Raw genomic sequence first — 16,727 nt, forward strand, 5'->3', positions numbered from 1 at the left:
CCTCCTGTGTCATTTGTCCAGGTGCTTCTTCAGTTCCGCCTTGTTCATCGAGGACCGGCCGTGCAGATTGCGGCGCTGGGCCTCCGCGTAGAGCTGGTCGTACGTCGGCCCCTCGGAGCCGCTGTGCGACCGCTTGCCGCCGCGCCGCGAGGACGACATGTCCTGCGTGGAGCTCTTGCTCGCCGTCTTGGACTCGCCCGAGCGGGCGCGTTCCTTGTTCACCGTGCGGGCGGCGATCTCCTTCGCGCGCTTCTCGCTCTCGCCGCGGTCGAGGGCGCTGTCCTTGATGTGTTCGTACTGGCGTTCCCGCTTGGGGCTCGATCCACGGGGCATCGTTCCGCTCCTCTCCGACGGGCCCTGGAAGGGCCTCCGAAGCGCCCTCCGAGGGGGCACAGGGTCTTTCTCCGCCGCTGCCCCCTCCGCCGCCCTTCATGCGCGGACCGTGATCAAGCGATAGGTTTCACACCTGATGGCGACATTTCGTGTCAAAACGTCCAGCACCGGGAATCCTGTTCTCAGATGCCCGACGACGGACCGCGTCGCACGCCCCATGAGCGGCGCAGGCCCATCGCCCCGTCGAAGGAGCCTCATGTCCACGCCCACCGCCCGAACCAGCACCGACCGGCCCGTCTCGGAGGCCGCCGCGATACGTCACGCGGCGCTCCACGGCCTGCCCGAGATAGACCGGCCGTCCCAGGTCTCCACGGACGAGGCCCAGACGCTGTCCGCCTCCCTGCTCACCCGTCTGCGGGAGCTGGAGGAGGGCACTCCGGAGCACGCCTACGTCCGGAACACGCTGATCGAGCTCAATCTGAGCCTGGTGCGCTTCGCCGCCCGCCGCTTCCGCAACCGGCCCGAGCAGCGCGAGGACATCGTCCAGGTCGGCACCATCGGCCTGATCAAAGCGATCGACCGCTTCGACCCCACGCGGGGCATCGAGTTCTCGGCGTTCGCGCTGCCGACGGTCGTCGGTGAGATGAAACGGTTCTTCCGTGACACGAGCTGGGCCGTCCGGGTGCCCCGGCGGCTCCAGGAACTCCGCGTCGACATGGCGAAGGCCGCCGACGTCCTTGAGCAGCGGCTCGGCCACCGTCCGACCCGCGCCGAGGTCGCCGCCCACCTGGACCTGCCCGAGGACCGGATCGCCGAGGGCGAGCTCGCCGCCCACGGCTACACGGCCCGGTCCCTCGACGTCACGGTCGCCGACGACGACGCCCCCCGCGACAGCTCGCGCCGGCTCGCCACCGCCGAGCCCGCCTACGAGCTGATCGAGGACTTCGCCTCGCTCAAGCCGCTGATCGCCCGTCTGGGCGAACGGGACCGGCGCATCCTCTCGCTGCGCTTCGGCGAGGACCTCACTCAGGCGGAGATCGGCGAGCGGCTCGGCCTCTCCCAGATGCACATCTCCCGTCTGCTCACCCGGATCCTCGACGAGCTGAGGGCGGGCCTCCTGGAAGACGGCCCGGAGACGGCGGAGAACTGACCCCGCCCCTCCCCGCGCTTCACCACCCCCACACCGCCCCGCCCCGCCCCCGCGCCCCTCCGGCCTCCCGGACCCGGCACCCCCGGATCCGGGAGGCCGTTTCCGCCCACGTTTCCCTCTCGGTCGCCCGGGCAGCCGCACCACCGGAACCCACCGGACGGAGCGACGACCCGCACCCCTGGAGGTGTCATGACCGAATTCGGCTACTTCCTGTCCTGCGAGGAGTTCGGACCCGACGAGCTCGTCGAGCAGGCCCGCATGGCGGAGGACGCCGGCTTCCGCTCGCTGTGGATCTCGGACCACTTCCATCCGTGGAACGACGAACAGGGCCAGAGCCCCTTCGTCTGGTCCGTCATCGGAGCCCTCTCCCGCAGTTGCGGGCTGCCGGTCCAGACCGCCGTGACCTGCCCGACCGTGCGCATCCACCCCGCCGTGATCGCACAGGCGGCCGCCACCTCCCAGGTGCTCCTGGACGGGCGTTTCCGGCTCGGACTCGGCAGCGGAGAGGCACTCAACGAGCACATCCTCGGCGACCCGTGGCCGCCCGCCGACGCCCGCCTGGACATGCTGGAGGAAGCCGTCGAGGTCATCCGGAAGCTGTTCACCGGTGAGCAGATCACCCACCGGGGCCCGCACTACACCGTCGAGAACGCCCGCCTCTACACCCTGCCCGACACCCCGCCACCCCTCGACATCTCCGCCTTCGGCCCCCGCGCCGCCGACCTGGCCGCGCGGATCGGCGACGGCTTCGTCACCACCGCGCCCGACGCCGACATGGTCGCCCGCTTCCGGGCCCGCGGCCCCGACCGGCCCGCCTTCGCCGGGACCAAGGTCTGCTGGGCGGAGTCCCGCGAGGACGCGGTCCGCACGGCCCACCGCGTCTGGCCGACCGAGCACCTGCCCGGCGAGCTCAACCAGATCCTCCCCACCCCCCGCCACTTCGAGCAGGCATGCGAGCTGGTGACCGAGGAGACGGTCGCGCGGAGCGTGGCCTGCGGCCCCGACCCGGAGGAACACGTCCGGCACCTGCGCGCGTACGTGGACGCGGGCTTCGACCGGGTCCACATCGGCCAGATCGGCCCCGACCAGCGCGGCTTCTTCGACTTCTACCGCAAGGAGGTCCTGCCGCTCCTCGACGCGACGACGGGAACCACGGGGAGCCACGGCACGGACGACGGCAACGGAAAGAACGGAGGCGACCGGTCATGAGCAAGGCGACCGTCGGTGACCACCTGCTCGACCGGCTCCGCGCGTGGGGCGTCCGCCATGTCTTCGGCTACCCCGGCGACGGCATCAACGGCCTGGTCACCGCCTGGGCACGGGCGGGCGACAACCCCCGCTTCATCCAGGCCCGGCACGAGGAGATGGCCGCCTTCGAAGCCGTCGGCTACGCCAAGTTCTCCGGCCGCGTCGGCGTCTGCGCCGCCACCTCGGGCCCCGGCGCGATCCACCTCCTCAACGGCCTCTACGACGCCAAGCTCGACCACGTGCCTGTCGTGGCGATCGTCGGCCAGACCGACCGCAGCGCCATGGGCGGCTCCTACCAGCAGGAAGTCGACCTGCACAGCCTGTTCAAGGACGTCGCCGGTGCCTACCTGGAGACCGTCAACGTCCCCGAACAGCTCCCCAACGTGCTCGACCGGGCCATCCGCACCGCGTACGCCCGCCGCGCTCCCACCGCGCTGATCATCCCGGCGGACGTCCAGGAACTGCCGTACTCCCCGCCGGAACACGCCCACAAGATGGTCCCCTCCAGCCTCGACGTCAGCGGCTGGGCGGCCGTGCCGGACGACGACGCGCTCGCCCGCGCCGCCGAGATCCTGGAGAGCGGCGAACGGGTCGCCCTCCTCATCGGCCAGGGCGCGGCCGGTGCCACCCGCGAGGTCGAGCGGATCGCCGACGTCCTCGGCGCCGGCGTGGCCAAGGCCCTGCTCGGCAAGGACGCCCTGAGCGACGAACTGCCGTACGTGACCGGCTCCATCGGACTGCTCGGCACCCGCCCCTCGTACGAGCTGATGCGGGACTGCGACACCCTCCTGACCATCGGCTCGAACTTCCCCTACTCCGAGTTCCTGCCCGCCTACGGGCAGGCCCGCGCCGTCCAGATCGACATCGACCCGCACATGCTGGGCCTGCGCTACCCCTACGAGGTCAACCTCGTCGGCGACGCCGCCACGACCCTGCGCCGGCTGCTGCCCAAGCTCAACCGCAAGGAGGACCGCGGCTGGCAGGAGACCGTGGCCGCCAACGTACGCCGCTGGAAGACGGTGATGGAACGCCGGGCCCGGCTCTCCGCCGATCCGGTCAACCCCGAGTACGTGGCCCACGCCCTCGACCCGCTGCTGCCCGACGACGCCATGCTCACCTCGGACTCCGGCTCCGTCGCCAACTGGTACGCCCGTCACCTGAACCTGCGCGGCACCATGCGCGGCTCGCTCTCCGGCACCCTCGCCACGATGGGCTGCGGCGTCCCCTACGCGATCGGCGCCAAGTTCGCGCACCCCGACCGGCCCGCGATCGCCCTGGTCGGCGACGGGGCGATGCAGATGAACGGCATGGCGGAGCTGGTGACCGTCGCCAAATACGCCCTGGAATGGGCCGATCCCCGGCTCGTGGTCGCGGTGTGGAACAACGGGGACCTCAACCAGGTGAGCTGGGAGCTGCGCGCGATGGGCGGCACGCCGCCCTTCGAGCCCTCGCAGGCGCTGCCCGACGTTCCCTACGCCGCCTTCGCCAGGTCCCTCGGCATGAACGGCATCCGCGTCACCGACCCCGACGACGTCGAGGACGCCTGGCGCCAGGCGCTGGCGGCCGACGGACCCACCGTCCTCGATTTCCGCACCGATCCGGACGTGCCGCCGATCCCGCCCCACTCCACCTGGGAGCAGATCGAGGCCACCCTGGCTTCCCTGGCCCACGGCGACGGTCACCGCGGCCATGTCGTCGTCCAGGGGCTCAAGGCCAAGGTCCAGGAGCTGCTGCCGCGCCGCCCCGGCGGCCGGTGACGCCCGCCCCTGCCTTCGGGACCCGCGGCGGCCGGGCCGGCGCGCTCAGGCCGCCGGGGTCTCGCCGGGCAGGGCCGCCGGGGTCTCCTTGTGGAGGGCCGTCGGCGGGCGGTCGGGGGCCGGAGGGTCGCCGACGTACCGCTTGTGGGCGGCCGGCTGGTGGTCGACGCGGACCCGGTGGTGCTCCAGGGCCAGCTCATGGCCCTCGCCGTCGGTGAAGCGGCCCGTCACCTCGTAGATCCCGCAGTGCGCCCGGCCCACCGGCAGCCGCTCCGCAGGCAGCCGCACCTCGTACGGGCCGCCGGCCCGGAAGCCGCCCAGCACCGTCCGGGTGCTGCCGAGGACGGCCCCTTCCCGGACCCGCGAGTCCTCGAAGGCCACGCCGTCGATCTCCCGGCCGAGCCGGAACGTGAGACCGACGCTCACCACCGCCCCCTCCGGGAGAGCCAGCGGCTCGGGGCCCTCCCTGTCGTTCCCGGTCTCCTCAAGGGGCACTTCGAGGCGCCCCAGCTCCTCCGTGTACAAGGAGACGTCCAGCAGTTCGAAGTCCTTCACGACGGTCACCGCCTCTCGGCACGGGGTCGACGCACCGCGCGCGCCGGCAGGGCCGTGGCCTCCACCGCCGCTTCCACGGCCGCTCCGGCGGCGGCCGGGTGGCGGGAGAGTGCGGTGTACGGCCCGGGGAGGCGGTGGGGGCGGGGAGCCGCCGGCCCGTCGGTCCGCCGTGCGTCATAGCCCGTACGGGCAAGGTACCGGCCCGGCAGGCCGAGGGCCATCCGGGCGGCCGGCACCGCCACCGCCGTGGACGGCCCGCCCCGGTGAGCCTCGCCCCTCCGGCGCCGGGCGGCATGCGCCACGGGCGACCGGGACGGCACCCACGAGAGCGGCGGGGTGTCGACGGCGACGGCCGGTGGCCGCACCACGGTGACCGCGTGCCGCGCCTGCGATCGCGGGGCCACCCGCGGGCCCGGCGCCCCGAGGGTACGGGCGGCGGCATCGGACGTCCGGCTCCTGCAGCTCATGACCCGTTCCTCCTCGACCTCACCCCCTCCCCGACACCTGCGCCCTCTCCAGCACCTCCGGTACCTGCTCTCCCGCCGGGCGACTGCCCCGGTGCGCGCGGAACACGCCTGCCCCGCGCGGTGCGCGGGTAGCCGCCCCGCGGAAGGGCGCGTGCAGGACGTGCAGGAGCACGTGTCCACGCAGAAAGTGTCCACGCAGAAAGTGTCCGTGCAGGAGGTGACCGTCATGGAGGAAGTCCGGTTGTCCGCGCGCGAGCGACGCATCCTCGCGGAGATCGAGGAGTCGCTCCGCGAGGACGAGATCCTCGGCCGCGAGCCGCGGTCGGCGCCCCGGGGGACGCGGGGCGCCCGCCGGCGGCTGCTGCCCCTGGGCGTGGCCCTGGCCCTCGCTGCCGCCGCCGCGCTGATGGTTCTGGCCACCACCACCGGCCGGGCGGCACTCGTCTGGGCGTTCGCCGTGGTGTGGGTCCTGGCCCTGGCCGGCCTGACGGTCCTCGTCGTGCGCTGGTGCCGCCGGTGGGCGGCGTCCCACCCCGACGGGTGAGGCGCGGGGACGGGCGGGAACGGGAAGGCGCCCGCCGTTCCTCGGGGCGAGGAACGGCGGGCGCGGTGGGAACACGGGGTGCGGCGGATGCGTGGTGCCGCGGGTCACCACCGGTACCAGCGGCCGCCGGAGCTCCGCATCAGGAAGCCGAGGAGCCAGACGACGAGCAGGGCGATAGCGATCCACCACAGCACGTCCAGGGCGAAGCCGCCGCCGAAGAGCAGCAGGATCACCAGCAGGACGATGAGAAGCGGGACCATGACGAGCCTCCTAGGGCAACAGGTCGGTCGGTGACGTGATCATCCGGGGCCGGGGGCCCCGGGAGGCGACTCGGGCGGGCTGTCCGCGGGTTTCAGCCGACCGCGCCAGCCGCCCGTCGCACGGTCGCGGTCCTCCATGTACTCCTTGAACCGGTGCAGGTCGCCCTCCACGCGGCTGTCCACGACGCCGAGGGCCGTTCCGGCCTTGTCGACCATGCTCTGCGGCTCGACGTCCATGGCCAGGCTCACCCGGGTGTGCGTGTCGTCGACGCGCTGGAAGGTCACGACGCCCTTCTGCTTGATGTCACCCTCGACCGTGCGCCAGGAGATGCGCTCGTCGGGGAGCTGGTCGACGATCTCGGTGTCGAACTCCCGGGTGACGCCGGCGACCTTGGTGCGCCAGTGGCAGTGCCGGTCGTCGAGCTGCCGGACCTCCTCGACACCGTCCATGAAGCGCGGGAACTCCTCGAACTGCGTCCACTGGTCGTAGACCTCGCGCAGCGGGGCCGTCACCTCGATCGTGTCGTGCACCATCGCGGTCATCTCCCTCGGTAGGGGCGCGGCAATGCCGGCGGTCACCGGTGCGCTGACCGGTGGGGACCGGTGCGACACCGGTCGGCTGCGCGAGTACCCGAGAGTGACGGCCGTAATCGTCCGGCGGGCGGGGGCGTGGTCCGACGCGAGCCGGGTAACCGCGCGGAATGAAACCGATCGAGGATCACGGCACGGGAAGCGATCAGGGACCCGGGACGGAGGCGATGGGGATGAGAGTGGTCAGGGCGCCGGGCGTGTACGGTCCGCAGGGCGACACGGCCCTGCTGATGGAGAGCCTCGCCCGCGAGGAGCTGCCACCGGGCGCCCGCACCCTCGACCTGTGCACCGGCACCGGCGTCCTCGCCGTCGCCGCGGCCCGCAGGGGCGCCGAGGCGACGGCGGTCGACATCTCGGGCACCTCCGTCGCGACGGCCCGGCTCAACGCGAAGCTCCACCGCTGCCGGGTCAGGGTCGTGCGCGGAGACCTCACGGAGCCCGTGGCGGGCGAACGCTTCGACCTGGTGACCGTGAACCCTCCGTACGTGCCCGCCGCCTCGCCCCGGCTCCCGGCCCGGGGCCGTCGCCGCGCCTGGGACGCGGGGCCCGACGGCCGCCTCCTCCTCGACCGGATCTGCCGCGAGGCCCCGTCGCTCCTGGCGCCCCAGGGCGTGCTCCTGCTCGTCCAGTCCTCGCTCAGCGATGTCACCGCCAGCCTGGCGGCGCTGGAACGGGCGGGCCTGCGGGCCTGTGTGGCGGCGTCCAGCACCCAGCCGTTCGGCCCCGTCATGACGGAGCGGGCGGCCTGGTTCGAGGAGCGGGGGCTGGTCGAGCCCGGGACCCGCAGCGAACGCCTCGTGGTGATCCGGGCGGTCAGCGAGACGGTCCGCATGGCGGCGTCGAGGGAGGGAACCCGCCCCGTGACCTCGGCGACCTCGGCCGCGCTCGGCAGCGGCGTCGACGAGGAGGAGGCGGACGCGGCCTGACCCGCACCGGGCGCGGCGGCGAAGGACCGCACGGAAGCGAAGGAGACCGACCCGATGACAGCTCACGGTGGACGACCGGCCCGGGGCGCCGCCCTGTTCGACCTCGACGGCACCCTGGTGGACACCAACTACCTGCACACCCTGGCCTGGTGGCAGGCGCTGCGCCAGCACGGCCACACCGTGCCGATGGCCCGCATCCACCACGCGATCGGTATGGGCTCCGACCGGCTCCTCGACGCCGTGCTCGGCTCCGACCGCCGCAAGGCCGAGGACGAGTCGATCTCGGACGCGCACAGCACCCTCTACGCGGTCTGGTACGACGTGCTGCCGCCCTTCGAGGCCGCCGCCGACCTGCTGCGCGCGGTGGCCGCCCGCGGCTGGCAGGTCGTCCTCGCCAGCTCGGCGGCCGAGGAGGAGGCCGCGGCCATCCGCAGACGCCTGGACGCGGAGGACGTCATCGCGGCGGCCACCTCCGGCGGCGACGTGGAGACCACCAAACCGGCCCCGGACCTGGTCGAGAGCGCCCTCCGGGCCGTCGGAGCCGACCCCGCCGACGCGGTCTTCGTCGGCGACACCGTCTGGGACGTCGAGGCCGCCGGCCGGGCCGGCGTGCCCTGCGTCGGCCTGACGACGGGCGGCACCTCGGCCCGCGAACTGGAGGACGCGGGCGCGGTCGTCGTCTACGAGGACCCGCGCACCCTCCTCCGCCACCTCGACTCCAGCCCCCTCTCCCGGCCGCCCTCGTAGCGGCCGGCCCCGGCCTCGGAGAGCCGGCTCTCCCCGGCCTTGCCCAGCCCCACGAGCCCTGCGACGCCCCACGAGCCCTGCGGCGCCTACTCGGCCAGGGCCTCTGAGGCCGTCCGCAGGTCCGCGACCAGGCCCGCGTACATGTTCTCGCGGTCCTGGTCGCGTGCGCGCAGGACGGCCGACGGGTGGACGGTCGCCAGCACCCGTACACCCTCGCGCACGTCCTCGGCGAAGCCGCCCTTCGTGCCGCTGTCCGGCAGCGGCCTCGGGACACCCCGGTCGGTGCCGACCCGGAAAGACGGACCCAGCAGCGCGCGGCCGGCCGTGGCGCCCAGGGTGACGATCAACTCGGGGGAGACCAGGCGGAGTTCCGCCTCCAGCCAGGGGCGGCATGCGAGGGTCTCGCGCAGGCTGGGCGCCTTGTGGATCCGTCGCTTGCGGGTCTCCTCCTGGGTGAACTTGAAGTGCTTGACCGCGTTGGTGACGTAGATCCCCGCCTCGTCGATCCCCGCGTCGCGCAGCGCCCGGGTCAGCAGCCGGCCCGCGGGGCCCACGAACGCGACCCCCTCACGGTCCTCCTGGTCGCCGGGCTGCTCGCCGACGAGCATCAGCCGTGCGTGCGGGTCGCCGCGTCCGAAGACGGTGCCGGTCGCGTCGCGGTGGAGCGGGCAGCCCCGGCAGTCGGCGGCGGCCCGGCGGTACGCCGGAAGCCCGCCGCGGCTCGGCAGGAAGGGAGTGGCGTCGTACGGCTCGGGAACGGCGGAGACGTCCGCGTCGCCGGTCCGGGTGCCGTCGGTACGGGTGTGGTCGGTCCGGGTGGCGTTCATGGGAGGACCTCCTGGGACGGGCCTGGGGGCGCGCCGCCGCGCCGGGCGTGGCGTTCGTCGGGGAAGAAGGCGACGGCCTCGGGGCCCTCCAGCACACGCACCGGCCGACCGAGGAGGTGGGTCATCAGCCGGCCGTCGCCCTTCAGCAGCAGGGCGAGGGTGTCGTCCACGGCATGAACCGCCTCCTCCGCCGTTCCGTGCCGCCCTCGGCCGCTCAGGTGCGAGGCTCTTCGCCCGGGTCGGTGGGCAGCGGGCCGGGGTAGGGTCCCGGCCGCTCGGGCTCGGTGCGCGGCGCCTCACCCATGCCGCCGCCCGTACCCGTGCCGGCGCTGTCCGCGGGCCGCAATCGGCCGCGCCAGGCGCCCGTCGCCTCGTCGCGCTCCTCGATGAAGTGCTTGAACCGCTGCAGATCGCCCTGCACCCGGCTCTCCAGGAAGCCGAGGGCGTCACCGGCCTTCTCGACCATGCCCTGCGGCTCCACGTCCATCGCCAGGCTCACGCGGGTGTGCGTCTCGTCGAGGCGCTGGAAGGAGACGACGCCCTTCTGCTTGACGTCGCCGCCGACCGTGCGCCAGGAGATGCGCTCGTCGGGGAGCTGGTCGACGATCTCGGTGTCGAACTCCCGGGTCACGCCGGCGACCTTGGTGCGCCAGTGGCAGTGCCGGTCGTCGAGCTGCCGGACCTGCTCCACGCCTTCCATGAAGCGGGGAAACTCCTCGAACTGCGTCCACTGGTCGTAGACCGCGCGCAGCGGGGCCTCCACCCTGATCGTTTCCTGCACCATGCTCATGGAGTCCTCCTCGGACGAGTCCGGGTGTTCCGGAGGGTGGGTGGCTCGACGGGTGCGGCTACCCAGGATCGCCCCGCTCACGCGTGCCGCCCCGGCCCCGCATACCGGCGGCGGAACGGGGCACCCGTCCTTCACGCCGATGCGACCGGAGGTGTGCCGTGAGCCTTTCCGACGAACGCGTTTCCGACGAACGCGCCACGAACGGGGGTGCCGCACGCCCGAGGCCCGCGGCGGCGCGGGTGACCCCCGTCCCGGACGGACCGCTGCTGGTCGAGGGACCCGTGGAGATCGTCCTCGACGACGGGACGGTCCGTCGCTGCGACCGGCCCGTGATCGCGCTGTGCATGTGCCGGCGCAGTCTCCGCGCGCCGTTCTGCGACACCAGCCACCGCCCCCGCCTGCGCCGGGGAGCACGGGACACGACGAGACGCGACACGGCCGCGGACGACGGAGACGGACACGACGGCCACGAAGGACACGACACGCACGAAGGACACGGCACACACGACGGCGAAGACGTACCGGACGAAGCCGTACGGGGTGAATCCGTACGGGACGAGACCGTACGGGACGGAGCGGAGGAACCGCGGTGAGCGCCGCGGTGACCGTCACCGGCGGCAAGGAGGCCCTGCGATGACCACCACAGCCCCGCGCACCACGGCCGAGGAGCGGACGGCCGAGCGCACCCGGGCGGCGAACCCGTCGCCCGACGGGTCGCCCGACCGGCGGCCGGAACAGCGCCCGGAGCGGCGGCCCGCGCTCCCACCGCCCCGCGGCGACCTCTCCGAGGCGGTCGCCGACTTCCTGCTCGGCCGGAGCCGGACCCTGCCCGACTCCCGCGCGACGGCGGACGCCGACCCGTACGGCGACGACCTCCACCTCGCCCTGCACCTCGCCTACGAACTCCACTACCGGGGCTTCGACGGCGTGCCGGAGGACACCGAGTGGGACCCGGACCTGCTGCGGCTGCGCGCCCTCCTGGAGCGGCGCTTCGAGGAGGCGCTGCGCGACGCCCGCGGCCGGTCCGGCGGGGTCCGTGAGGTCTTCGACGCGCTCCTGACCGAACCGGTCGACGGGCGCGGCGCGTCCCACTTCCTGCTCCGGCACGGCACCCTGGAGCACCTGCGGGAGTACGCCGTCCTGCGCTCGGTCTACCAGCTCAGGGAGGCCGACCCGCACCTGTGGGTGGTGCCGCGGCTCCAGGGCCGTGCCAAGGCCGCCATGATGACCATCCAGTTCGACGAGTACGGCTGCGGGCGGGCCGAGCAGATGCACGCGCGGCTCTTCGCGGACCTGATGGACGACCTCGGGCTCGACTCCGGATACGGCCACTATCTGCCCCTCGTCGGCGCGCCCGCCCTCGCCGCGGTGAACCTGATGTCGCTGTTCGGGCTGCACCGCGCCCGGCGCGGCGCCCTCGTGGGCCACTTCGCGGCCCTGGAGGTCACCTCCTCTCCCGCCGCGTCCCGTATCGCCGCCGCCATGCGCCGGGTCGGCGCCGGAGAGGCCGCGGTGCGGTTCTACGACGAACACGTGGAGGCCGACGCCGTGCACGAGCAGCTTGTGCGGCGCGATGTCGTCGGCGGGCTCCTCGCCGACGAACCGGACCTCGCCGAGGACGTGGTCTTCGGCGTCGAGGCCACCGTCCTCCTGGAGGACGCCCTCTCCGACTCCGTCACCCGTGCCTGGGAGGCCGGCACCACCGCCCTGCGGGCACCCCTCGGCGACGGCCTCGACCCCGGCCCCGCCCCCGGCCCCGACGGAAACCCTGACAGCAATCCGACATGAACCCGGACACCGGCCTCGACACAGGCCCCGGCGACGACCTCGGCGACGACCTCGGTGGCGCGGATGCTTCCCGCCGTTCGGGGTAGAGGCAGGGCTCCGGCCCCCGACGAGACGCCGGTCGTCCCCGGGAGGAGGACCCCATGAACCTCACGGAAGGGCGTCGCGACGGCGCCCGCGCCCCGCACTCACACCCGCACCAGTTGCGGTCGGGTCACGGTGAGATCCGGCTGGAGCGCGACGACCGCGCCCATGACCTGCCGCCGGACCATACGCAGGCCATCCTGGAGGCGACGAAGGAGGTCGCCGCCGTCCTGAAGAAGTCGGGCTGCCCCTTCGCCCTGGTGGGAAGCGTGGCGGCGTACGCGCACGGCATCCCCGTGCGGCTCCAGCACGACACCGACTTCGCCGTGCGCCGGGAGGACGCCGAGACGGTCACCCAGCTTCTGCGCGAGCGCGGCATCCGGATCGTGGAGCCCCCCGAGGACTGGCTGGTGAAGGCCCGCAGCGGGGGAGAGGAGATCGACCTGATCTTCTCGCTGGCCGGACACCCGGTCACCACCGAATTCCTCGGACGAGCCTGGACGCTGCCCGTCGACTCCGTCCACATGCCGGTGATCGACCCCACCGACCTGATGATCGTCCGGCTCGCAGCGCTCTCGGAGCACCACTGCGACTTCGGCGCCCTGCTGCCGGTCGCACGGGGGCTGCGCGAACGGGTCGACTGGGCCCGGGTGCGCGCGGAGAGCCGGGGGCAGCCGATGGCGGCGGCCTTCCTCTACCTCCTCGAACTGCTCGACGTGATTCCGCCAGCCGGTGAGGAGGCGGCCGCGGGCGCGGCGGGGCCGGAGACGGTGCGGACCGGCGCGACGGACCCCACGGCGGCGGGAGGAGGAAGCGGCGATGACTGAGCAGCACCATGCCGGTGCGCACGAGGGCGAGTACCGCATCGCGCGGCTGCGCGAGCGGCTCGCGGGCGACGACCTGGCCGAGCTCGGGGTGCAGATCGAGCAGCGGGGTGCCGCCGTCGTCCTGACGGGCACCGTGCCGACCACCACACGGCGGGACGAGATCCTGCGGCTCGCCCGGGGCGAGCTGGCGGGCTTCACCGTGCTCGCGGACCTCGCCGTGGCCTGCGCGGACGCGCCCGAGCGATGGGAAGAGCTGCCGTGAGCGCCGCCACGTCGACAGCGCACGACGTCGTCAGGGTGGCGGCGGTCGGCGACATCCATCTGAGCGAGGACTGCGAGGGGCTGCTGCGGCCCGCCTTCTCCCGCCTCAAGGACTGCGCCGACCTGCTGCTGCTGGCCGGTGACCTGACCCGGCACGGCACGGCCGAGGAGGCCGCCGTGGTGGCGGGCGAGGTCAAGGACAGCGGCGTACCGGTGGTGGCCGTCCTCGGCAACCACGACTACCACTCCGGCCAGGAGTCGGAGGTGACCCGGGTCCTCCAGGACGCCGGGGTCTCCGTCCTGGAGGGGGAGGCCGTGGTGCTGCCCGTGGCCGGGCGCAAGGTCGGCATCGCGGGCGCGAAGGGCTTCTGCGGGGGCTTCGTCGGCCGCAGCGCGGGCGAGTTCGGGGAACCCGAGATGAAGGCGTTCGTCCGCACCACCCGGCTCAGCGCGGAACGGCTGACCGCCGCCCTCGGCGACCTGGCCGTCGGCGACTGCGCCGTACGCATCGCGCTGACCCACTTCTCCCCGGTCCCCGACACGCTGGCGGGCGAGCCGCTCGAGATCTACCCCTTCCTCGGCAGCTATCTCCTCGCCGAGGCGATCGACTCCGCGGGCGCCGATCTCGCCGTGCACGGCCACGCCCACCTGGGCACCGAGCACGGCATGACGGCCGGCGGCGTACGGGTCCGCAACGTCGCCCAGCCGGTGATCCGGCAGGCATTCGCCCTCTACCAACTGCCGGTCGACGGCCACCACGCGCCCGACGGCGCTCCCGGCCCCACGGCCGGGCCGCCCGCCTGATCCGACATGCGTGCGTCCCCGCACACCTCAGGGACTCACACCTCAGGGACGTCGCCCCGACGGGGCGACGTCCCTCGGTCGTGGCCGGTCAGCGCGTGGCCAGCACGATGCCGTACACCGCGAAGAACAGGGCGACGACGAGGACCAGGATCCACAGCAGAACCATGGGACCGGCCGCCCAGCCGCGGGTCGGGCGCCGGTACGGTCCTGTGCCGGTGCTTGTGCCCGCCTCCGCGGGAGGCGTCTCGCCCGGGGGCACGCCACCGCCCGGTTCGAGGCCCGCGGAGGTGCGGGGGTCCGGGTCGGGATTGCTCGGAGTGGTCATGACGGTCACCTCCTCGGCGGCCGGTCGGCCGCGTGCCCGGCGCCTACCCCCGGGCGCGCCGCGCATCCGGGCATCCGGGCACCGGTCGTGCCCGGCCACGGCCACGGAGAAGGGCCTCCGGCGAGCGCCGGAGGCCCTGGGGGTGCGGGTGCGGCCGCCCGGCCGGCCGGGCCACCGCACCGGATCTCAGGTGTGGCCTTCCTGCTGGTCGGGAGGCGTGCCGCCGCCCTCGCCACCGCCACGTTCGCCCTTGTCGGTGCCGTGCGGCCGGCCTCCCTTGCCGCGTGGCTGCTCCGCCTTGAGCGCCGCGCTGTTCTGCGGGGTCGAGGCACCCCGTCCGCTACGCCTCTGCTCCGGTTGCTGGGGGTTGCTCATCGTCGGCCTCCTGCCGTTTCGGAGGGAAGGGCTGGAAGGGTTCACTGGGCGTCTCACCCGTCCCGGAGGTTTCATTCGTCCCGCACGCGGCCGGCACCCGCCCGGCCTCCGCGCGCGCCTTGCCCGACCCCTCGCCCACCGACGAACCCATGTCTGCCGCCCGCCCGCCGGGGTAGTCGCGATGAGGACACGGCGCCGGCGGCGGGCGCCGACCGCAGGAGAGAGAACAGCCGATGAGCACGCCCCAGCGCGGCAGCGACACGTCCGGACCCCGCCTCGACGACGCACGCAAGAAGGAGGTCGAGGACGAGGTCCGTTCCGGACAGGGCCCACCGGCCCAAGAGGACGACACGGAGACCGGACGACGCGGCCGCCGCGACGGCGGCGAAGGCTCGCGAAGTGGACGGAAGGAGTCGTGACCATGCCCCAGGACCCCGCGGCGGGAGCGGACGCCCGAGGAGACGACGTCTACCAGCCGACCGGCTCGGACGCCCCGAACCGGCCGAGCGGACCCTACGACCCCGAGAACGCGCTCGACGCCGACATCACCGAAGCCGTCGAGGAGCCGGGCTACTCCCCGCCCGACCGACCGCACGCCGTCACCCGCCACGGCACGACCCCGCGCGAACAGCGCGAGGGCGCCCCGCTGGCCGACCGGCTCGCCGAGGAGCGTCCGGACGTGGCCCCCGCGCGCGGCGACGAGGTCGGAGACCTCCCGGACGGGGACGGCGAACCGCTCGACGAGGAGGCCGGCGCCACCCGCGCCGGGCGCCTCACCCGCCCCGACTCGCCGGTCCCCGGCGGTGTCGCGGCCGAGGACGTGGGGATCGACGACGGGACGGCGCCGGCCGAGGAGGCGGCCGTCCACCGCGACACCGCCGTCGACGGCGCGTGACGACGACCGGGCACCGGGCCGGGTCCCCGGGACCCGGCCCGGCCGATGTCCGGCTGCCCGGCCGGAAGGATCGGCGCCCTGCCGTGCCGGCCCCGCGGCGACCCGGAGGAGACAGCCGCCCGGTGACGGCGGCCTCGTAGCAGGCCACCAGCCACGCCGTACGCACGCCCTCGGGACCCGGTCCACACCGGGCCCCGAGGGCGTGCGGGTGCGATCACGGGGGGCCTCTGCCTAGCCTTGTCCGGTACGACGACTCCGTACGAGACGTAGGAGAACGTACGAGAACGTACGAGCGGCGTACGGGCCCGGGCGAGGCAGCTCCGCCACCGCCACGGCCACCACCGCCCGGTCGCGGTCGCCGGGCGGGAAGCGAGACGGCCGTCGGCGCGCCGGCCCGGACGACCCCCACCGCCGCCGCCCGACACGTCCACGAAAGGACGCACGCAGCACGCTTCTCCGCATACTGGGTGAGCCGCCCCGGCCTGCCCTGCTCATACCCACAGCACGCCGTGCGGCAGGGGCGGCCCATCGAGCGGCGGAAGGAGATCGTCATGCTCATCAGCCACGCCTTCGAAGACGGCGTCCTGCATCTGTCGCTGCTCCGGGACCTCGACGTGACCAGCCGGGCCGCCGCCTTCCTGGAGACCGAGGCGCTCCTCTACGCCCACCGCCCCCGGCACGTCCGCATCCAACTCCCCACGTCCGACCCGTCGCCCGCCTCGCTGAGCACGCTCTCCCGGGCCCGCCGGATCTGCGAGACCCTGGGCATCCCGCTCACCGTGGTCGGTCCGCTGACCACGGCCCACCGGCCGCCCCGCCCCACGGCGGCGTAGCGCGCGGACTCGGTCCGGGAATCCCCGCCGCCTCGTCCGACCTCTTTGGCCCGCCCCGGTCTCACCAGCCGAAACGGCGGTCCACCAGGGCGGCGAACTCCTCGAACGACAGGACCCGGTCGCCGTTCTGGTCCGCCTGGTCGAACAGGGCCGACGCGGCGTCGTCACCGCTCACGCCCCACACCGGGATCACTCCCTGCGCGGCGAGCGTCGGGCCCTTGGCGCGCAGCGCCCCGATGACCTCCGCGCGCGTCAGCGTGCCGTCGTGGTCGAGGTCGAGCGCGTCGAAGAGGATGCGGGCCTTGTCGCTCATCGGGTGTCCTGTTCGCTGGATCCCGGTCCG

The 16,727-nt window shown here is 73.9% G+C and carries 24 protein-coding genes and 1 pseudogene; 14 read left to right on the plus strand and 11 right to left on the minus strand.

The genetic code is table 11. The features are described 5' to 3' along the window. Positions 1–9 precede the first annotated feature (9 nt). A complete protein-coding gene (locus ABZ135_RS21225) occupies positions 10–333 on the minus strand; it encodes a plasmid stabilization protein (protein WP_356697770.1) in 324 nt (107 codons plus the stop codon). Between the two features lie 256 nt (positions 334–589). Here ABZ135_RS21225 and ABZ135_RS21230 point away from each other — a divergent pair, with 256 nt between their 5' ends. From ABZ135_RS21230 to ABZ135_RS21240, 3 genes are all read left to right on the plus strand, one after another. Further along, a complete protein-coding gene (locus tag ABZ135_RS21230) occupies positions 590–1,483 on the plus strand; it encodes a SigB/SigF/SigG family RNA polymerase sigma factor (RefSeq protein ID WP_356697771.1) in 894 nt (297 codons plus the stop codon). Positions 1,484–1,672: 189 nt separating this feature from the next. Then, positions 1,673–2,692 carry an LLM class F420-dependent oxidoreductase gene (locus ABZ135_RS21235; protein ID WP_356697772.1) on the plus strand — a complete coding sequence of 340 codons (1,020 nt, stop codon included), beginning with the start codon at positions 1,673–1,675 and terminating at the stop codon, positions 2,690–2,692. Then, the gene (locus ABZ135_RS21240) at positions 2,689–4,488 is read left to right on the plus strand and encodes a thiamine pyrophosphate-requiring protein (RefSeq protein ID WP_356697773.1); all 1,800 of its coding nucleotides are present in this window, start codon (positions 2,689–2,691) and stop codon (positions 4,486–4,488) included. The genes ABZ135_RS21235 and ABZ135_RS21240 overlap by 4 nt, the downstream gene beginning before the upstream one ends. A 45-nt stretch (positions 4,489–4,533) precedes the next feature. Here the strand turns inward: ABZ135_RS21240 and ABZ135_RS21245 are convergent, their stop codons facing one another. After that, a complete protein-coding gene (locus tag ABZ135_RS21245) occupies positions 4,534–5,043 on the minus strand; it encodes a hypothetical protein (protein WP_356697774.1) in 510 nt (169 codons plus the stop codon). Positions 5,044–5,048: 5 nt separating this feature from the next. Next, on the minus strand, positions 5,049–5,510 hold the full coding sequence (locus ABZ135_RS21250; protein WP_356697775.1) for a hypothetical protein: 462 nt from the start codon (positions 5,508–5,510) through the stop codon (positions 5,049–5,051). Positions 5,511–5,682: 172 nt separating this feature from the next. On the opposite strand from ABZ135_RS21250, the gene ABZ135_RS21255 reads away from it, so the two are divergent. Then, positions 5,683–6,054 carry a DUF3040 domain-containing protein gene (locus ABZ135_RS21255; protein WP_356697776.1) on the plus strand — a complete coding sequence of 124 codons (372 nt, stop codon included), beginning with the start codon at positions 5,683–5,685 and terminating at the stop codon, positions 6,052–6,054. Between the two features lie 104 nt (positions 6,055–6,158). On the opposite strand, the gene ABZ135_RS21260 is transcribed toward ABZ135_RS21255, so the two are convergent. Beyond that, complete coding sequence (locus tag ABZ135_RS21260; protein WP_356697777.1) at positions 6,159–6,314, minus strand: hydrophobic protein; 156 nt, start codon at positions 6,312–6,314, stop codon at positions 6,159–6,161. 39 nt (positions 6,315–6,353) lie between these two features. Further along, complete coding sequence (locus ABZ135_RS21265; RefSeq protein WP_356697778.1) at positions 6,354–6,848, minus strand: SRPBCC family protein; 495 nt, start codon at positions 6,846–6,848, stop codon at positions 6,354–6,356. A 230-nt stretch (positions 6,849–7,078) separates the two neighbouring features. On the opposite strand from ABZ135_RS21265, the gene ABZ135_RS21270 reads away from it, so the two are divergent. Both ABZ135_RS21270 and ABZ135_RS21275 read left to right on the plus strand, forming a co-directional pair. Beyond that, the gene (locus ABZ135_RS21270) at positions 7,079–7,831 is read left to right on the plus strand and encodes a HemK2/MTQ2 family protein methyltransferase (RefSeq protein WP_356697779.1); all 753 of its coding nucleotides are present in this window, start codon (positions 7,079–7,081) and stop codon (positions 7,829–7,831) included. Positions 7,832–7,885: 54 nt separating this feature from the next. Then, on the plus strand, positions 7,886–8,578 hold the full coding sequence (locus tag ABZ135_RS21275; RefSeq protein WP_356697780.1) for an HAD family hydrolase: 693 nt from the start codon (positions 7,886–7,888) through the stop codon (positions 8,576–8,578). 86 nt (positions 8,579–8,664) lie between these two features. Here ABZ135_RS21275 and ABZ135_RS21280 read toward each other — a convergent pair whose 3' ends face one another. The 3 genes and pseudogenes from ABZ135_RS21280 to ABZ135_RS21290 all read right to left on the minus strand — a co-directional run. Next, the gene (locus ABZ135_RS21280; RefSeq protein WP_356697781.1) at positions 8,665–9,405 is read right to left on the minus strand and encodes a UdgX family uracil-DNA binding protein; all 741 of its coding nucleotides are present in this window, start codon (positions 9,403–9,405) and stop codon (positions 8,665–8,667) included. Continuing rightward, on the minus strand, positions 9,402–9,575 hold the full coding sequence (locus ABZ135_RS21285; RefSeq protein ID WP_356697782.1) for a hypothetical protein: 174 nt from the start codon (positions 9,573–9,575) through the stop codon (positions 9,402–9,404). The genes ABZ135_RS21280 and ABZ135_RS21285 overlap by 4 nt, the downstream gene beginning before the upstream one ends. Positions 9,576–9,736: 161 nt before the next feature. Further along, positions 9,737–10,195: pseudogene (locus tag ABZ135_RS21290) on the minus strand (SRPBCC family protein); the annotation flags it as partial. Between the two features lie 158 nt (positions 10,196–10,353). Here ABZ135_RS21290 and ABZ135_RS21295 point away from each other — a divergent pair. The 5 genes from ABZ135_RS21295 (at position 10,354) to ABZ135_RS21315 (ending at position 13,956) form a co-directional block, all read left to right on the plus strand. Next, the gene (locus ABZ135_RS21295; protein WP_356697783.1) at positions 10,354–10,788 is read left to right on the plus strand and encodes a CDGSH iron-sulfur domain-containing protein; all 435 of its coding nucleotides are present in this window, start codon (positions 10,354–10,356) and stop codon (positions 10,786–10,788) included. Between the two features lie 40 nt (positions 10,789–10,828). Next, the gene (locus ABZ135_RS21300) at positions 10,829–11,983 is read left to right on the plus strand and encodes an iron-containing redox enzyme family protein (RefSeq protein ID WP_356697784.1); all 1,155 of its coding nucleotides are present in this window, start codon (positions 10,829–10,831) and stop codon (positions 11,981–11,983) included. Between the two features lie 140 nt (positions 11,984–12,123). Beyond that, positions 12,124–12,891 (plus strand): nucleotidyltransferase family protein, encoded by a 768-nt coding sequence (locus ABZ135_RS21305; protein ID WP_356697785.1) that lies wholly within the window; start codon positions 12,124–12,126, stop codon positions 12,889–12,891. Continuing rightward, entirely contained in the window at positions 12,884–13,153 is a 270-nt protein-coding gene (locus tag ABZ135_RS21310) for a hypothetical protein (protein ID WP_356697786.1), read from the plus strand. The genes ABZ135_RS21305 and ABZ135_RS21310 overlap by 8 nt, the downstream gene beginning before the upstream one ends. Then, the gene (locus tag ABZ135_RS21315) at positions 13,150–13,956 is read left to right on the plus strand and encodes a metallophosphoesterase (protein ID WP_356697787.1); all 807 of its coding nucleotides are present in this window, start codon (positions 13,150–13,152) and stop codon (positions 13,954–13,956) included. Before ABZ135_RS21310 ends, ABZ135_RS21315 begins: the two co-directional genes overlap by 4 nt. A gap of 88 nt (positions 13,957–14,044) precedes the next feature. Here ABZ135_RS21315 and ABZ135_RS21320 read toward each other — a convergent pair whose 3' ends face one another. Both ABZ135_RS21320 and ABZ135_RS21325 read right to left on the minus strand, forming a co-directional pair. After that, positions 14,045–14,281, minus strand: a complete 237-nt coding sequence (locus tag ABZ135_RS21320) for a DUF6480 family protein (RefSeq protein ID WP_356697788.1) — start codon at positions 14,279–14,281, stop codon at positions 14,045–14,047. 186 nt (positions 14,282–14,467) lie between these two features. Next, complete coding sequence (locus ABZ135_RS21325; protein WP_356697789.1) at positions 14,468–14,656, minus strand: hypothetical protein; 189 nt, start codon at positions 14,654–14,656, stop codon at positions 14,468–14,470. Between the two features lie 233 nt (positions 14,657–14,889). Between ABZ135_RS21325 and ABZ135_RS21330 the strand changes: the two genes are divergently transcribed. The 3 genes from ABZ135_RS21330 (at position 14,890) to ABZ135_RS21340 (ending at position 16,384) form a co-directional block, all read left to right on the plus strand. After that, positions 14,890–15,075 (plus strand): hypothetical protein, encoded by a 186-nt coding sequence (locus ABZ135_RS21330; RefSeq protein WP_356697790.1) that lies wholly within the window; start codon positions 14,890–14,892, stop codon positions 15,073–15,075. A 2-nt stretch (positions 15,076–15,077) separates the two neighbouring features. Continuing rightward, complete coding sequence (locus tag ABZ135_RS21335; protein WP_356697791.1) at positions 15,078–15,551, plus strand: DUF5709 domain-containing protein; 474 nt, start codon at positions 15,078–15,080, stop codon at positions 15,549–15,551. A gap of 551 nt (positions 15,552–16,102) precedes the next feature. Then, complete coding sequence (locus ABZ135_RS21340) at positions 16,103–16,384, plus strand: hypothetical protein (protein ID WP_352080840.1); 282 nt, start codon at positions 16,103–16,105, stop codon at positions 16,382–16,384. Positions 16,385–16,445: 61 nt separating this feature from the next. Here ABZ135_RS21340 and ABZ135_RS21345 read toward each other — a convergent pair whose 3' ends face one another. Beyond that, positions 16,446–16,697, minus strand: coding sequence for an EF-hand domain-containing protein (locus tag ABZ135_RS21345; RefSeq protein ID WP_356697792.1), 252 nt, complete (start codon positions 16,695–16,697; stop codon positions 16,446–16,448). Positions 16,698–16,727: the final 30 nt, after the last annotated feature.

This window comes from Streptomyces sp. NPDC006339, assembly GCF_040612775.1.
Classification (GTDB): Bacteria; Actinomycetota; Actinomycetes; order Streptomycetales; family Streptomycetaceae; genus Streptomyces.

Bases quoted from the DNA above. Each gene is read 5' to 3' on its own strand.
- ABZ135_RS21310 (WP_356697786.1), top strand. From the start codon at position 12,884: ATGACTGAGCAGCACCATGCCGGTGCGCACGAGGGCGAGTACCGCATC.
- ABZ135_RS21270 (WP_356697779.1), top strand. From the start codon at position 7,079: ATGAGAGTGGTCAGGGCGCCGGGCGTGTACGGTCCGCAGGGCGACACG.
- ABZ135_RS21330 (WP_356697790.1), top strand. From the start codon at position 14,890: ATGAGCACGCCCCAGCGCGGCAGCGACACGTCCGGACCCCGCCTCGAC.
- ABZ135_RS21230 (WP_356697771.1), top strand. From the start codon at position 590: ATGTCCACGCCCACCGCCCGAACCAGCACCGACCGGCCCGTCTCGGAG.
- ABZ135_RS21260 (WP_356697777.1), bottom strand. From the start codon at position 6,314: ATGGTCCCGCTTCTCATCGTCCTGCTGGTGATCCTGCTGCTCTTCGGC.
- ABZ135_RS21305 (WP_356697785.1), top strand. From the start codon at position 12,124: ATGAACCTCACGGAAGGGCGTCGCGACGGCGCCCGCGCCCCGCACTCA.
- ABZ135_RS21280 (WP_356697781.1), bottom strand. From the start codon at position 9,405: ATGAACGCCACCCGGACCGACCACACCCGTACCGACGGCACCCGGACC.
- ABZ135_RS21225 (WP_356697770.1), bottom strand. From the start codon at position 333: ATGCCCCGTGGATCGAGCCCCAAGCGGGAACGCCAGTACGAACACATC.
- ABZ135_RS21265 (WP_356697778.1), bottom strand. From the start codon at position 6,848: ATGGTGCACGACACGATCGAGGTGACGGCCCCGCTGCGCGAGGTCTAC.
- ABZ135_RS21250 (WP_356697775.1), bottom strand. From the start codon at position 5,510: ATGAGCTGCAGGAGCCGGACGTCCGATGCCGCCGCCCGTACCCTCGGG.
- ABZ135_RS21235 (WP_356697772.1), top strand. From the start codon at position 1,673: ATGACCGAATTCGGCTACTTCCTGTCCTGCGAGGAGTTCGGACCCGAC.
- ABZ135_RS21275 (WP_356697780.1), top strand. From the start codon at position 7,886: ATGACAGCTCACGGTGGACGACCGGCCCGGGGCGCCGCCCTGTTCGAC.
- ABZ135_RS21340 (WP_352080840.1), top strand. From the start codon at position 16,103: ATGCTCATCAGCCACGCCTTCGAAGACGGCGTCCTGCATCTGTCGCTG.
- ABZ135_RS21320 (WP_356697788.1), bottom strand. From the start codon at position 14,281: ATGACCACTCCGAGCAATCCCGACCCGGACCCCCGCACCTCCGCGGGC.
- ABZ135_RS21335 (WP_356697791.1), top strand. From the start codon at position 15,078: ATGCCCCAGGACCCCGCGGCGGGAGCGGACGCCCGAGGAGACGACGTC.
- ABZ135_RS21300 (WP_356697784.1), top strand. From the start codon at position 10,829: ATGACCACCACAGCCCCGCGCACCACGGCCGAGGAGCGGACGGCCGAG.
- ABZ135_RS21325 (WP_356697789.1), bottom strand. From the start codon at position 14,656: ATGAGCAACCCCCAGCAACCGGAGCAGAGGCGTAGCGGACGGGGTGCC.
- ABZ135_RS21240 (WP_356697773.1), top strand. From the start codon at position 2,689: ATGAGCAAGGCGACCGTCGGTGACCACCTGCTCGACCGGCTCCGCGCG.
- ABZ135_RS21345 (WP_356697792.1), bottom strand. From the start codon at position 16,697: ATGAGCGACAAGGCCCGCATCCTCTTCGACGCGCTCGACCTCGACCAC.